At 26.8% G+C, this 16,611-nt stretch carries 12 protein-coding genes; 4 read left to right on the top strand and 8 right to left on the bottom strand.

All coding sequences use genetic code 11. The features are described from left to right. Positions 1-111 precede the first annotated feature (111 nt). From ACYUCG_RS02015 to ACYUCG_RS01990, 6 genes are all read right to left on the bottom strand, one after another. Positions 112-2,844, bottom strand: a complete 2,733-nt coding sequence (locus ACYUCG_RS02015) for a hypothetical protein (RefSeq protein ID WP_460267978.1) — start codon at positions 2,842-2,844, stop codon at positions 112-114. Positions 2,845-2,862: 18 nt separating this feature from the next. Continuing rightward, complete coding sequence (locus ACYUCG_RS02010; RefSeq protein ID WP_460267977.1) at positions 2,863-3,864, bottom strand: ComEC/Rec2 family competence protein; 1,002 nt, start codon at positions 3,862-3,864, stop codon at positions 2,863-2,865. Between the two features lie 646 nt (positions 3,865-4,510). Then, positions 4,511-6,157, bottom strand: a complete 1,647-nt coding sequence (locus ACYUCG_RS02005) for a P-loop NTPase fold protein (protein ID WP_460267975.1) — start codon at positions 6,155-6,157, stop codon at positions 4,511-4,513. Between the two features lie 52 nt (positions 6,158-6,209). Then, positions 6,210-9,101, bottom strand: a complete 2,892-nt coding sequence (locus ACYUCG_RS02000) for a DUF3427 domain-containing protein (RefSeq protein WP_460267973.1) — start codon at positions 9,099-9,101, stop codon at positions 6,210-6,212. A gap of 158 nt (positions 9,102-9,259) precedes the next feature. Then, positions 9,260-9,559, bottom strand: coding sequence for a ribosomal protein L7/L12 (locus tag ACYUCG_RS01995; RefSeq protein ID WP_460267971.1), 300 nt, complete (start codon positions 9,557-9,559; stop codon positions 9,260-9,262). A 19-nt stretch (positions 9,560-9,578) separates the two neighbouring features. Next, on the bottom strand, positions 9,579-10,403 hold the full coding sequence (locus tag ACYUCG_RS01990; protein ID WP_460267969.1) for a Tim44 domain-containing protein: 825 nt from the start codon (positions 10,401-10,403) through the stop codon (positions 9,579-9,581). Positions 10,404-11,177: 774 nt separating this feature from the next. Here ACYUCG_RS01990 and ACYUCG_RS01985 point away from each other — a divergent pair. From ACYUCG_RS01985 to ACYUCG_RS01975, 3 genes are all read left to right on the top strand, one after another. After that, complete coding sequence (locus ACYUCG_RS01985) at positions 11,178-11,396, top strand: FeoA family protein (protein WP_003480712.1); 219 nt, start codon at positions 11,178-11,180, stop codon at positions 11,394-11,396. Between the two features lie 17 nt (positions 11,397-11,413). Then, entirely contained in the window at positions 11,414-13,537 is a 2,124-nt protein-coding gene (gene feoB, locus ACYUCG_RS01980; protein ID WP_460267967.1) for a ferrous iron transport protein B, read from the top strand. A gap of 611 nt (positions 13,538-14,148) precedes the next feature. Continuing rightward, entirely contained in the window at positions 14,149-14,481 is a 333-nt protein-coding gene (locus tag ACYUCG_RS01975; protein WP_283679495.1) for a DUF3784 domain-containing protein, read from the top strand. Positions 14,482-14,829: 348 nt separating this feature from the next. Here the strand turns inward: ACYUCG_RS01975 and ACYUCG_RS01970 are convergent, their stop codons facing one another. After that, positions 14,830-15,489: a hypothetical protein gene (locus ACYUCG_RS01970; protein ID WP_460267965.1), complete on the bottom strand. Its 660-nt coding sequence runs from the start codon at positions 15,487-15,489 to the stop codon at positions 14,830-14,832. A 12-nt stretch (positions 15,490-15,501) separates the two neighbouring features. Further along, positions 15,502-15,816 carry a PadR family transcriptional regulator gene (locus tag ACYUCG_RS01965; RefSeq protein WP_003462151.1) on the bottom strand — a complete coding sequence of 105 codons (315 nt, stop codon included), beginning with the start codon at positions 15,814-15,816 and terminating at the stop codon, positions 15,502-15,504. A 359-nt stretch (positions 15,817-16,175) separates the two neighbouring features. On the opposite strand from ACYUCG_RS01965, the gene ACYUCG_RS01960 reads away from it, so the two are divergent. Beyond that, positions 16,176-16,547: a hypothetical protein gene (locus ACYUCG_RS01960; protein ID WP_460267962.1), complete on the top strand. Its 372-nt coding sequence runs from the start codon at positions 16,176-16,178 to the stop codon at positions 16,545-16,547. Positions 16,548-16,611 lie beyond the last annotated feature (64 nt).

The raw sequence follows: 16,611 nt of genomic DNA, 5'->3' as shown, positions 1-16,611 counted from the left end.
TGGACTCATTAATATATGTAATGACAATCTAAATTAGTTATTTAAATATATAAGTATATACTATCATTCCTCTAGAATTACGCACCTAAATATTGAAATTTAATCATAAATCTATTTTCCTTTACTATTTATACAAGATGAAATAATTTCAGAAATTTGTATTTTTGAACATTCAGGATTATATTTTTCAATTAAGTTTCTAATTCTTTCAATTTCTTTGCTACAGTTCTTATTAATTTTATCAACAATTATTCTATTATTATGAACTTTGCATTCTTCTTCAAAAAACATTAAAAACTTCTCTATAAATATATCTTTTAATTCATCCAAAATACTATCTAATCTCGAATAAAAATTACATATTTCATTTAACCATTTCTCTCTATTGGAAACATAGGTTTCAAACTCACCTTCTCTATAGCTCTTCATAAGAATTTCTCTAAAACACTGTTTACTAAATTTACAGTTAGAACATCTATTGTCATTATTATTATTAATAAATTGGTAAAAATTATATTTTTCACATCCAATAAAACTCTTTGAGAAACTATTTAATAATTTTCTTATAGGTGCTGCTTGTTTCATTTTAGGATCTACATTTATTAATTCTATAAAATCTTCATCTGATAATTTAGAAAAAACATCATCATACCCCTTTGAAAATCTTGAATTCCAAGTATCACGATATGTTCCCCAATACCCTAATTCACCTTTTTTTATTCGACTTATATTCGCTTCATGTGTCTTCCAATTACCATGGTTATACCAATTATCTATTGTAGCTATCATAAATATTTTTTTAATCATCTCTTCTATCTTAATATTTGCTTTATTTATATTTTTTTTTATTCTTTCAAATTCTATTATTTCATCTCCTAAATATTCCTTGTTGATTATAGATCTCAGCAACTTTTCTAAATGAAAAGTATTGTTTTCTATAAATCTATACCTCTCTATCCTTTTAGGAGCCGCACAATATGGTGTCAATTTATCAATTAAGACATCATATATACTACTAGCTAATTGTTCTGACACTCCATCTTCTATCATTTTAACCTTAATTGGATGTTTAATTCTGAAGTATTCATCTTCCTCTTCATTCTCTATAAAATACTCAATAGCCTTAATTTTATTTTTCTTATTCATTTCTCTCAAATTGATAATATGGTTATTCTTATATTCGTCTAAGACCTTATCATTCTTATCTATCTCTGAAAATATAGCATATAATGTTACTCTTGGATTTACTGTGTACAAAGCTGTCATTGTTGTTTCTATATCTGTCGGTGAATCCGTATTTAACTTTCTTATATAAAATACAGTTTCAATTTCTTGATAATCATCGAATATCTTAGGTAGTCTTTTAAATAAGGTTTCTTTTGTTAACTCGTCAATATGGTCTAGCCCATACGTATCTATAAGTTTTAAACTTTTTATATTTAATCTTTCAAATAAATCTATATATTCATCACAAATACTATCATTAATGATAATTTTAGAAATCAGTCCACTATAAGATAAAGTTTTTTTATCCCCTTCACTAACTGACTTCAATGAGTATTCTATATACTTCTTCTCTTCTGACGACATCTCATCATTCAACATTATTTTTTTATTTAATGAGTTTATCTTTATTTTTTTATCTATTAAAATATAAATCATTTCATAAAATAACTCAATAATATCTCTTAAACTATAAAATTCCTCTTTTAGTTCTTCTCCACTTAACTCATTCTTTGACTTTAACTCCTTATACTCCTGCAATGTATATTCATTTTTTATATTTCCATTAAACCAAATTTTAAAATTATCCTTTATTTCTGAAGATACTTCATCATAAAAATCAAGCTCTTTATAATTAAAGAAACCTTTAATATCAGTTATTAAATGAAATAATTCACTAAATTCCATTACTTTATCTTCATCCATATAAACTTTTAACTTATCTTCAATTTGATTCATTCTTAATTCTACAAATTCTTTTTTACTTAAGAATTTTATTTGTATATATCTCTTATCTTTTTCTAGTTTATTAAATATATTATACTCAACATTTGTTCTAGTTGTCTGTCCTTCTCCACTACCATCTAATAAATCGGCATGTTTTAAAAATGAATTAATAAACGCGGACTTTCCAGAACCACTTTTACCTATAAGCAATGCTGATAATTTATTATCACCTTCTATATCAGAGCTTCTATATACAATTCCGTCATTAATATTGCCATTTCTAAAATATATCAAATTCTCTTCTCTTAACTCATCAAAAATTTCTTTTATAGAAATTACATTAATCTCATTATATTTCAAATCATAAGATTCAGATTTATTAAACATTCCTACTAAAAACTCATCATTATTATTTAAAACAGTAACAGGTGCACCTGATACACCCTCTAATAATTCTTTCTTCGGAGTACTAACTGTCTCATCTTCGTTTATTCGTTTTACTTTAAATTTTAGATTTTTATCTATACAATCTATATATTTCAGATTAAATTTTTCGTTTTTCATATCATTTTCTCTTTTTAATGCTGGATAACCATAAAGTGAGTATTTATAATTTTCTTCTAATTTAAACTCACCATCATAATATTTATATTCATCTTCACAACTAGTTTTCTTTATGATAATACAAGCAATATCCAATCTCTTACTCTTAAAAATCCTTACTATTGAATAATTTAAATCTAAAAATTCCAACTTTCCAATATTATCATTAGAAATACAGTGCTTTGCTGTTAAGACCATATCCACGTCATTATTTTTTAATTTAACTAAAAAACCACTTCCAATGTTATCTTCACTTGTAAAGCCTATGTATTTTTCTTTTGAATACCCCATATCTTATTTAACTCCTCACTATTCTTCGTTAATAATTATTTCATCAATAAGACTATTTTTGATTTTATATCTTAAAATTTCTTCATTTGTGAAAATATCTTTATACACTCCATAATTATAGTAAAATTTAACATTCTCTTCTTCTTTAATGATACGAGCTAATGTTTCTTTATTAGGATGCATATGTTTACCATTAGTCGAAATAATATAATTTGAACATTGTATTAAATTTAACAATTTATAAGTTAAATTCTTCTTACTCCCATGATGTGATAGCTTCATATAATCAATCTTCATCCTATTTGACCCTGAATAACCTAATTCATTAAGTGATTGTACTATAGTATCTGGATGAGAATCCCCTAACATCATTACTTTTTTAGAATTAAATTCAGCAATAAATGCTATACTTGATTTATTTGTAATTGATGTATCAACTATCTTATCATCATTTTTTTGTAATTCCTCTATTGTTTTAGCATAATCTGATTTTTTGCCTTGACAATACTCTAATCCTATATTTTTTTTATTCCAAACTGAAATTAATTTATCTAAATCTTCTTTTATAGGTGATAAAAATGTTATTTTCATTTCGCCTAATGCTATCTTTTCTTTTGCTAATACCATTGATGTTGGTAATAGTCGTCTTCTGCATAATTCTTTTTTTAATGTGTTTCCTTTTCTATAGCTACAATACTGACTTTTCTCTGTTATTTTAATCTCATCTCCTAACTCATTAACACAATTAAATATAATTTGTTTAATAAAATCATAATCAAACTCATCGTCCTCAAAAAACTTTATTATTCCTTCAATATGATCATTATCAATATGTGTCACTATTAATAAATCTATAACTTCTCCTTTATCTTTGATCCTTAAAAGTTCTTCTTTTAAGGATGTATAGTATGTCTTAGTTATTCCGCCATCTATTAATATATTATAATTTTTTTCAATATTTTTAAAAAAAGATATTATAATACAATCTCCAGAAAAAGCTTTTAAAATTTTCAATTTCATAATAATTCCCTTTAAAACAATTTAATTCCATACTTATCATAATATATATTTATATTCTCTAAAATTTATAAAAATAAATATTATTATTTTACTTGTAAATCTGAAAGTCTCATATAATTATTAAATTAAATTATACTAGAGTTTAACAATATAGAAATTAAATATTCATCTCTAGCAATAATATGCTTTACATATTTTTTAGGTATTGATAATAAAGCTCTAAATACATCAAACTAAACCAACCCAACTTCTTTCATTTTAATATTATCTACATATAAAGTATAATCATATTTATATGACCTTTTATCTATATGTTTTGTAGCCAATGCCTCATGGAATTCTTCCTTTTGATCATTAATTTTAATATTACTATTTCTGATGAAGTAAACATATCTAATTTGTTATTATTATATCTATATTCTATAATATGTTCTCTAAATGCTATTGACCCATATGGTGCTTGTCTACTTTCAAAAGTGTAATATTATTCTAAATTATTTTCTAAATATTATCTATGATTTTAAAGTTATAATATATATCTATTAAAATCTACTCTACCTTTTGTTTATCAAACCAAAAACCTTCCTATTCTTTACATACACATTCAAATAAATCTTTCGAATAAAATCATCCCAATTTAATATACTCATCTTAATTCTTTTAAAGCCCTTTCTATATCTTCACTAAACCATTTTAATAATTCTTTTTTAACTATTTTATTTTCTTTATAAATTAATGCTTCTACTTCTTGCTTTAAACCTTCTAAAAATAGTTTATCTTTTTTATAAAAAATAAACTCATCAAATAGATTTCTTAATTTACATATATCTTTATTATTTAAATCTTGTATTTTATCTATTAAATCTTTTACTATACATAGTCCAAAATTTTCTCTATTATTTAAATATTTATCATCTATTAACCATTCTTGAAGTCTCTCAATCCAATTATCTTGTTTTAAGATTTCACATATTGCTTTAATATCCTTTTTATTTGAATTTTCATCAAAACTTCTAGCAATATCACTAATAATTTTTTTAAATTCTAAACTCATTTGTTTATTTTTTTCCTGATTATTACTAAAATAGCCATCATTTAAACAAATAACAGATTCTAATTCCTGACTTTTATAACTTTTTTCTTTCATTTCATTAATAATATCTTTAAGATATTTCTCTTCAAAACCTTTATCTTTAATAATTAATCCTAGCCTAACTATTTTAACAAAATCTTTAGCACTATATTTATCCTCTTTTATCTCTTCTTTAATTTCTTTCAACAAACTTACTATCTGTTCATCTTCTAGTACGTACCAACAAGTTAACTTATTTAATTTATACTGACATTTATTTCTTTTTATTTCTTCTATATACAACTTTGTAACTTTTTCAACTTCATTCATATCCCAAATATCCAAATAAATATAATTTGATATAAAAGCTAAATTTCTTGGTGAATCTTCTTCTTGTCCATTCTTATAAGCTATTGCTGAATCATACATTTCTTCAATAATTTTTTTCAATAAGTTCTTTTCTATCATTCCATCATATAAATCATAGAGTTTTTTATAAGCTCTTTTATATTTAGATAAGAAAAATTGATAAGTTCGAATATTTTTGTTATTTTTATTCTCTAAAATTTTTATATTATCTAACAATGAATTTTTTATATCATCATTTTCTTTCAGCTCATTTATAAGAATTTTAAAAACTATTTCTATATTAGGTTCATATCTCACTGTATTAGCTATCAACTTTTCTTTAATTTCTTTATAGCTTTCATCAGCTATTTTAGACTCATTAGTAATTATTATTGCTTTTATTCCACTATGTTCAACTAAATTGTTTATATACCCTAAAATTTCATTCATATCAACCAAGCTACGTTCAAAATCATCAAATACAAAAATATACTTATTTAAATCAACAAGATTTTTATAAATATTTTTAATTCCATCGATATTTATTCCATTACTTTTACATAAATCTATCGCTATTCTTCCACCTATATTACCTAAAACACTTATTTTTTTCTCTTCTAATTTACCTATTGTCTTAGCATAAATAGAGTTCTTTCTAATAATTTGTGCATAAATATCTTTACTTATCTCATCTAAATTCTTTATTCCATATAATGACAAATATAAAAATTTTTCTTTGTTATTATGATTACATATATAATTTTTCACAAAAAATGTTTTTCCTGAACCCCAATCTCCATTTATCATTACAGCATAATTATAAGTATCATCCCTAATATAACCATCTAAAAATTCTTCAATATAATTATTCACTTCTTTTCACCTATTCCTTTATTCTATAAAAAATATTAAATACTTCTTTCAATTAAACACTCTTAGTAAACTCCACATACAAATTCTCTGGAACCCTATTATGAAGCTTTATCTCAACTTTTATTGGTTTCTCCCCTTCATACTTAACTACATCCCCTTTTCCTATATAGATATAAGGCTGTACTTTTCTGTCTATCTCCTTATATTTTCTAACAAAAAGGTGCAGGTTAATTCCTCTTTCCTTATTGAATATTATGTTTTTTCCTCTTTCAGATGTTTGTGCTGTACTGTTTGGTGTTTCCCATTGGAACAATCTTCTACTTAGGAATTCATCTTTATAGTTAATGCTTTCCTTTATATCTTCATCCTTATTTAGGTCCACAAAAAGGAAGTATTCCTTTCCATTTGCCAGTAGTCCACTTCCTCTAAAGGAGCTATGTATCTTTTCATAATTAGATAGAAGTGCTGCATCCACCATTTGATATTGCTCATATAGCTTAAAAAATGGAACTCCAAAGTTTTCACTACCAAATCTCTTCTCATAGGTTATAAGTCCATAGTTTAACAAGTCCACTATGATTTCCTTATACCTTTTATCTGCCAATATCTTTTCAAAGCTTATTAGTTTTACTAATCTCTCTCCAATTAAATCAAATAATTTAATACAATTACTCTTTTCCCTTGAATCATAATAATCTTGGTTTAGTGTTCTAAAGGCATGTTTAACTGTCTCTTCATCTACAGATTGAATATACTTTCTTATTCCCTTTAAAGCCTCATCCACACTTAAATCACTTTTACTTATTAATTCCTTAATTATTGCAAACTCATGAGGTCTTTTTAGAGGTAATTTATCTGATAATTCCTTTAACACCTTATAAAAATTCTCATCTAAAAGCTCTAAAGCCTCATAAGTCTTTTCAACCTTATTAAGAAATCCCTGATATGTCTTTCCATAATTAATAAATTTAAGTGGATCTGGTGCTCCATCAAACTTAACATAGTCCATTAACTGATAAGGAATCTTTCCACCTAAAAGAGATTTAAACTCATTATATTCTTCCTTTAAATACTTTAAGCTATTAAAATTCTCTGTGTTAAGCTGATTTAATATTCTCTCCTTAGAAATTCTATCCATCTGAATATTAGAGCATCCTGGAATATCAGAAAAATCTGTAGCAACTGAAACCTTTAAACTATCCTTATCATAATATCTTCCACCCTTTAAGGCTAAGGCTATTAAAAAGGCCTTGTTATGATTTCCTATAAAATCTAAAACAGTTAAGAATTCTTTACTCCTATGTTTTCTTAATCCTCTTCCAAGCTGTTGTATAAATATTATTGGTGAATTAGTTGGTCTAAGCATTAAGACCTGATTAATTGAAGGAATATCAACCCCCTCATTAAATATATCAACAGTAAATATAACCTTTAATTCATGGTTTTCATTTTCAAGATTTTTTATTTCCTCTGTTCTCTTGTCTATAGAGTGATCTCCAGTTAAAGCTATGCTAGGAATACCAGCCTCATTAAATTTCTCAGCCATGTAATAGGCATGTTCCTTATTTATGCAAAATCCTACTGTTTTTTGCTTACTTCCATCAAAACCATAAAAATTCATCTTATCTATAATAAAATCAACCCTTGAGTTAATCATTAATCTCTTAGAAATCTCAGAAATATTATCCAAATCAACATTGCTATAATCAACAGCATCTATATCAGTTATTCCAAAATAATGAAATGGTACAATAAGTTCATGCTCCAAAGCCTCATTTAATCTAATCTCTAAAGCTACATTATTATCAAAAATCTGAAAAACATCTCCAGTATCACATCTTTCTGGAGTTGCAGTTATTCCAAGTAAAAACTTAGGAGTAAAATGATTTAATATTCTCTCATAAGTAGGGCTTGTACTATGATGTGCCTCATCTATAACTATATAATCAAAATCATCCCTATTAAAATCCTCTAAATTTCTGCACATGGTTTGAACAGTAGAAAATAAATAATTAGCTTCCTTTTCCTTTGCATTTCCTGTGTAAAATCCCATGGTGATATTTTTATTCTTACATAAGCTTTTATAAGTTTTCTCTGCACTTCTTAAAATTTCTTCCCTATGAACTAAAAATAATAACCTTTTAGGATTAAAGGCCATAACATCAAAGGCTGACATATAGGTCTTTCCTGTTCCAGTTGCTGCAATAACTAAAGCCTTATCCTCTCCAGCACTTCTTAATCTTTCAAGGTTTTCCATAGCCTCTTTTTGCATGAAATTAGGTTTTATAACTTCATACTCACTAAAATCAATAGCTATTTCTCTTTGCTTTTCCTTAATACTTTTAATAAACTCATTGTATTTCTCTAAAAATTCATCATCAACAATTCCAGTTGAGCTCCATATTCCCTCATATTCCTCTAAAACTTCCTTAACAAAGTCAGTGTCCTTCTTAGAAATAATCATAACATTCCACTCAACATTACTCTTTAAAGCCCTTTGAGTTATGTTAGATGAACCAATTATAATCTTAAAATTATCCTCATTCTCAAATATGTAAGCCTTAGTGTGAAACCCCTTTTCACTGTCAGCAATAAAAATCTTTAAATCTATATTCTCAAAACTCTTTACCTTCTCCAAAGCCTTTGGCTCAGTAAAGTTTAAATATGTAGAAGTTATTATCTTCCCTTTAACTCCCATTTCATCTAAATCCCTAAAAGAATCCAAAAGAAGTTGAAGCCCACTAAAATTAATAAAGGCAACACTAAAATAAAAACTCTTACACTCCCTTAGACTCTCCTTAAGTTCCCCTAAAAGATTTCCTCTTTGGGAATTAACAATAAGCCTGTTCCTAATAAGATATTTATCTTCAATGATGCCCTTAGATCCTACCTCTTCAATTTTATCCTTTATAACTTTTTCCTTTATATCCTGTAATACACTCATTCTAATGCTCCTAATTTTACAATATACAAATATATAAAAATAGTAGTTTCCTTACTTTCATATAATTATAAAACTTCAAAACAATCTTTATATATTTGTATTTACTGTTTTATTTTAACATTAAAACAATTTTATTTCCATTTTTAAAAATAAAAAACTTATATCCCTTTCTCCCTACCAAGCCCATCAACATACTCCTTAGCTTCCTTTAGTCCAAGCCCAGTAATCTCTCTGCACCTTCTTACAGCTTCAACACTCTTTCCTTCTGCAACTAGTCTCTTTAATTCCTCTTTTTCTTCCTTTGTTACAATTTCAATTGCTCCAAACTTTTCAGCAATCTTATCTAAAGTAATCCTCATATGCTTAAGATCATTTCTCATTTGACTAATAACACTAACTAAAATCATCAGCATACAAGCCCCTATAATTATCCATACACTATTGATATTAAACTCCATATTTCACCCCTCCTACATTTTAAACCTTCTTCATATTAATAGAGCCATAGGCATTTTCAGCCTCTCTATATAACTTCTTATAGCCTGAACCCACTTCATTTTTCTGCAATATATTTGAAAGTAGCCATGTATTCTCAATATACACAAACTTCCAATACTCAAAGTCACTTCTGCTATAATTATCATTTCCCTCTATTACTCTTCTTTTCCCCTTTGTATTAACTATGTAATCCCTCATGGAGAAATTAACCTCAACCCAAATAAATCCCCATTGCTTTTCATCCCCCTCAAAGAGACTTATTATTCTACACCCATTAAACTGAATATCCTCTAAGACATTCTTCTTATTTTCACTTTTAAGCTCCTCTAAAACCTTAAGATGCTTATTATATAATGAAGTTGTAAGTAAACTCTCAACCCTTTCATATTCATCATCATTCCAAGCATACTGAATACTATAAAAGGTATCTTCCACAACAGATTTTATATAATTAATATTCCAGTAAGGATCCTTTAAGGCTAACTCCTTTAGCTTATCACTTTTACGCTTAACCACTTTACTATACCTATCCATCTCCACAAACATTAAAACTACCCCTCCAGACAGCAAGAAAAAAGCTACTGATCCAAAAAGAAGTTTATGTTTCATAATAAATTTAAAATCAAAGGCACTGGCCCCATCTTTTCCACCACCACTTTCACTTGATGAAGCATATCCACCGCCTGCACCTCCACCACCACCTCCACCGCCTCCTGCTCTTGCATAAATAGGCTGTGAAGGTACTATTAGTAATAATATAAATAAAATTTCTATAATTCTTCTTAAAAACTTTTTATCTCTCATTAACCTCTTCCTTTTCCTAACTTAATATTATCTTTTACCCTTATTGTAAACCTTCAAACACTTCCAGAAAGTATATTTCATATATTAACTACTTCTCCATTTACATTCATAACTATAGATTTCCTCATTATTCCTTCCCTTTCTTAAATAGAAGAAATATCCTCATATAAAAAGCTTTCTGTATGCCAAAAACCTAAATTTAACTCATAAAAAAACACTCTTTTATTTGCTATAATGAGTATCCCTTATCTATATCCTCTTCTGCATACAAAAGTTAAAAGAGAACACTTCAAATAACATAATGGTCTTTCATCATAATCAAGTTTCTTAATTGCTTCATCATAAAATTTACTCATTAAAAATCACCCCATAAAACCCCAGAATGTTACTAATATTATATAACAAAACTGTTAATATTTTAAATTTATCACTCTTTATTCTTATAACTCTTCCCTATAAAATTTTTAATTATATACCCATTCAAAGCAAGCAAATAACTCATATATGTAAGATAAAGCTTTATAACTTTTTTCAATTATACATTTACTTCAAAAAATCTAACTAAATCTCCTTAAGTTTAAAGCATAGTCTATTAACTCCTTATTAATCCACATATGCAACCCATATCAATCCTCCCTAAAGTTTCAATCACACTAAATTATTTTTTATCATAGTTTATTATATGGATTGTTCTGTTAATAAATTAAACTCTAAACTTCTTGCATAAAACAAAAAGAAATAATCTTAGATTAAGCCTTAGAAGGAGGAATAAATGTGAAATTACATGAAGCTGAACTATTATCAACTGTTAAGGTTATTGACATAAAGGCACAGGGAGAACTAAGGAGAAGATTTTTTGACTTAGGAATAATAGAAGGAACAGATATAAAAGTTTTATATGGTGGCCCCTTTGGAGACCCTAAAGCATATTTAATAAGAGGAACTGTAATAGCCATAAGGGAAGAAGAATGTGAAGAGATAGAAGTAATTTAATAGTAGGAGAAAAAGATATGAGTTTAAACAAAAATTCTACTGGAATTAGCTTATTATCTAAAGAAAAATCAAAAGGAAACACCAAGGAAGACTATGTTGTAGCATTAGCAGGAAACCCAAATGTAGGTAAAAGTACAGTTTTTAATGCTCTAACTGGTTTAAATCAACATACTGGAAACTGGCCAGGAAAAACAGTAGCTAAGGCAGAAGGATACTATGAATTTAAGGATTCAACCATAAAGATAGTAGATTTACCTGGAACATACTCATTGCTATCAAATTCAGAAGAAGAAGAAATCGCAAGGGATTATATATGCTTTAATGATCCAGATATAGTGGTTGTTGTAGCTGATGCAACCTCCCTAGAAAGGAATCTAAACCTTTTTATACAAATATCTGAAATAACAGAAAAGGCAATCCTCTGCGTAAACTTAACTGATGAAGCAGAAAAAAATAACATAAAAATAGATTTAGATTTGTTATCAAAAGAACTAAACGCAAACATTGTTTCCTCATCTGCCAGAAATGGAGTTGGCATAGAAGAATTAAAAGAAGCCATCTTTAAAGAAATCACCCTAAAAAACTCCAAAAAAAATGCAATAAATTATGATTCTCCTATAGAAAAAGCAATAGAAGAAATAGAAATCATACTAGATGAAACCCTTGAAGTTCCTAAAAGAAAGAAAAGATGGATAACTCTTAGAATTCTAGAAGGAAATACAAGCATCTTAAAATCCTTATACAATAAATATAATATTCAAGAAAAGTATATAAATATGATAAGTAAAATAAAAGATGAGCTTAATAAAAATTATAAGGATGAATTAGTAGAAGATATAATAATAAAATCCATAATAAAAGAAGCTGAAAGAATAGGAAATAAGGTTGTTAAAGGTGGAGAAGAATATACTGACTTCCAGAGAAAAATAGATAAAATACTTGTGTCAAAATCAACAGGAATACCTATTATGATAATGACCCTATTAGTTGTCTTGTGGATAACCATAACCTTAGCAAATTACCCATCTGAAATGCTTGCTAATATGTTCGCCCATGGAGAAATTTACATTAGAGACTTCTTCTCTGGACTAAACTTACCTTCTTGGATATCAGGAATATTAATAGACGGCATTTATGTTACTTTAGCTTGGGTAATTTCAGTAATGCTACCTCCTATGGCAATTTTCTTCCCTATGTTCACTCTCTTAGAGGACTTAGGATATTTGCCAAGAATAGCATTTAACCTAGACAAATGTTTTAAAAAATGCTGTGCCTGTGGTAAACAAGCCCTTACCATGTGTATGGGACTTGGATGCAATGCAGCCGGAATCATAGGATGTAGAATAATTAACTCTCCTAGAGAAAGGATTATAGCTATATTAACTAATGCCTTTATGCCTTGTAATGGAAGATTTCCTATGCTAATTTCCATAGCAGCCATATTCATAGGTGGAATATCTGTTGGAATAAAAGAAAGTTTTATATCAGCCCTTACAGTAACTGTAGTTATAATTTTAGGGGTCTTAATGACATTACTAGTATCAAAAATCCTATCAAAGACAATACTAAAAGGAATGCCTTCAAACTTTATATTAGAACTACCTCCATACAGAAAACCTCAAGTAGGAAAGGTCATAGTAAGATCAATATTTGATAGAACTCTATATGTCTTAGGTAGAGCCATAGCAATTGCAGCTCCAGCAGGGGCAGTTATATGGATATTCTCTAATATAATGATTGGTGATTCTTCAATTCTAACAATATGTGCTAACTATTTAAGTCCACTTGCTAATGCCATAGGGGTAGATGGATATATATTAATGGCCTTTATCTTAGGATTACCAGCCAATGAAATAGTAATGCCTATAATAATAATGAGCTATTTAAGAGCCACCACAATGTTAGAATTAGACAACCTTTATGAGCTTAAAGAATTATTAGTTGCTAATGGATGGACAATCCTAACTGCAATTAATGTTATGATACTATGCCTAATGCACTATCCTTGTGGTACAACCCTCTGGACAATCAAAAAGGAAACTAAGAGCTTTAAATGGACAGCCTTAAGCTTCCTAATCCCAACAGTGGCAGGCATAGTTATTTGCTTCATCACCACTCAACTTTGGAGGCTCTTTGCCTAAAAACCTACAAAACCAAATTTAATAAAGAAAGCTTAAAGCTCAAGAATTAAAAAACCATAAAACATTAAAACCATAACACCTCAAAGGTTAAAATTCTAAAAACTTACTTTTAAATTAGAGCTTTGCTTGAAAAGGAAACCCATATTTTCTTTCAAGCAAATGCTCTATTTTAAATTAAAGCTTTACTTTCCAATTTAAGACTTTGCTTGAAACTCTAAAGCTTTACTTTAAAACCTAAAACTTACTTTCTTAAAAAACAAAGCAAATAAAATGCCAACTAAAAAGTAAAATGAATAGATAACTTATCCACTTTCATATAGAATCATGCCTCCTATATCTTATATAATAGAAATATGTAGGATTAAGGTATTTTGCTGTTTTAGGAGGTGAAAATATTGAAATCATTATTACAAATATTAGTACCAATATTTATGGCATTATTCATTATGGGTTTCTTTGATAAGAAGAAAAAGGACAAAAGAAATTAAGATTATTTATTTTTACTATTTAAATTAAAAAACTATCTAAGTAGAATTATTATTCTAGTTTTATATTATATTTAATTATAAACCTTATTTTTAAAAAAACTTATTTTAAAGGTGGTATATACTATGAATGTAGGTGTAGTAGCATGTTTAACTTTAGGCATATTTTTCTTAGTCTTTTCAATCTGTTTTGCTATTTTAAAGGAAAAAGGAGCAATCCTTGTTAGTGGATTCAACTCATTTTCCAAAGCTGAAAGAGAAAAATATGATCAAAAAAGAATAAGCCTAGATATGAGAAACTCTTTTTTCCTATGGGCAATGATTTTATTTATAGGGGCACTCTTCTCCTATTTTGTAAGCCAATATTGTGCAATCATAGCCTTTATTATCTGGCTAATTCTATTCTTCAAAGATTTTAACATCAGCACAAAAAAGGCCTTCGAAAAATATAAATTATAAATTTTACTTTTAAATGTATAAAATTCTTATTTCTGTCTATAATCAAGATATAAAACACAAAGCAACTTTTTTAAAGTCATAAATTAACTTTTGTAGAACCACAAGTTAACTTTATTTAGGTTGGTTTTATTACTCCTAAAATGACCAAAGACTAGTTATTTTTTACTAACTAGTCTTTTTTATTAGTATCTATACTTTTCAATCCACTTTAAGCATTTAACTAAATATTTTCTATTAAAGCTCTAAATACATTTATCTCTTTTTAATCTACTTTAATCATTAATCTTTTCTATTGTTTCATTTATTATCTTATAAAGATAGAATAAAAAAACATCTAAATATACTTGTTTAATATTGTTTAGCCTTAGATTTATTTATAAAAAACCTTAAAATATAAAATCCTAAAATACAAGCTAATATTCTTAATACAGTTAAGTCAAAATTAAAATGTCTAGGATAGAATATTAAACTAAAAAATAAAACAAATACTATAAATATCTTTAAGTTTACTTTTAATGAATTGCATTTGTTTATTACTATAGGAATTAATATACCAAAAGGAATAAATAACATTAATATAAAAGATTGATCTAATATGTAAAGTTCTTCGTATATAGGCCCTTTATAGTTCATAAGATGTTTTACCAAATTAATTAAAAATCTAAAAGGAATATAGCTTGATTCCAAAAGATCACTAACCATTCCAGCGTTGTTAGAAATACACTTTACTAAAAATCCAGAGTAAATTACTGCAAATATAGTAGCTAGTATTCTATTAAGAGTCAGATACTTCTTAATTGAACTTTCTTTTATTGATGTAATAAGCTCATCTAATTCTATTGAATCCAATGCTTTTTTCTGTGCCTCTTCCTCTGAAAATCCTTCCTCTAAGAAGTCTTTTTTCATCTCTTCAGCATTATCAAGTAGTTGCATTTTTAACTCTTCCAATTCCTTTTGTGACATATCAAGTTTATTTAACTTATAGTCCAAAATCTCACTTAACCTCATCCTTCTCTCCTCCTAAAAACTTTTAATCAATTTTTCAATTAGCGAAAAATCTTTAAGCTTTAAGTCTAATTCTCTTTTTCCCTCTTCAGTAATCTCATAATATTTTCGCTTTTTCTTTGAATTTTCAAATTCAACAAAATAATGCTTAATTAATTCTTTCTCTTCTAATCTCTTCAAAGCTGGATATAATGTTCCTTCCCCAATTATCAAGGCATCTTCACTCAAATTTTTTATTGTCTTAGAAATTTCATATCCATACATAGCATTATTCTTTAATAAAGATAATAAAATTATTTCTAAAGAACCCTTTAATATCTCTCTGTCCAAGCCATCACCCCTTTTAGCATAAAATTAATAAACCTTAAGTTTATACTCTTTAATATTTAATCCTCATCAAATGAACCTTTAACAAAGATTTATTAAACTTACTCTTTAACTCTTTTACCCTTAAGAAATTTATTCTACAGTAAAATATTCTCAAGTTAATTTTATCCAAATATACATCGCTTTACAAGGTATTTTCCAAGATTATTTCTCTTAAATTTTCCTTATAACTAAATAAATTTTATTGAATTTATATATTATTGAAATTATAAGTCATAAATTCTGTATAATAAAAACATAAACTATTGGACAAGTTTATTTAATTTTACAAAAAATATAATCTTCACAAAGGAGGAATTTTAATGTCTAAAAATCAAATTGAACTTATAACAGCATTAATTTTATTGTCATTATATTTAATCGCTCTTATAGTATTAAGGTTTGGATTTAAAATCAAAAGAAATCTAAAACTAGAAGGTAAGATAAGAAAAACATTACCCAAGGCCTATACCTATATCTATATATTTTTATTAATTGTAGGCTTTGCAGAATATGTGTTTTTAAAAGGGAAAATAAACTTACTCTTAATAGTGCTTTTAGGGGATCAATTAATCTTATCAAGTAGACTTTTAAAAGAAACTAAAAATTCAAAAGAAAAATACTATGACTATTTTTCCATAGGCTTTAGTTCCATAGCTATAATTTTATTAATAATAAACATGATATTTTTTTAGGAAATAAAAGACCTTTATAAGATTTATAAATATTTATAAATTTTATGTTTTTATAAGCTTAATT

The organism is Clostridium sp. CTA-17, from assembly GCF_054767895.1.
This window is presented reverse-complemented; position numbering and strand designations above follow the sequence as displayed.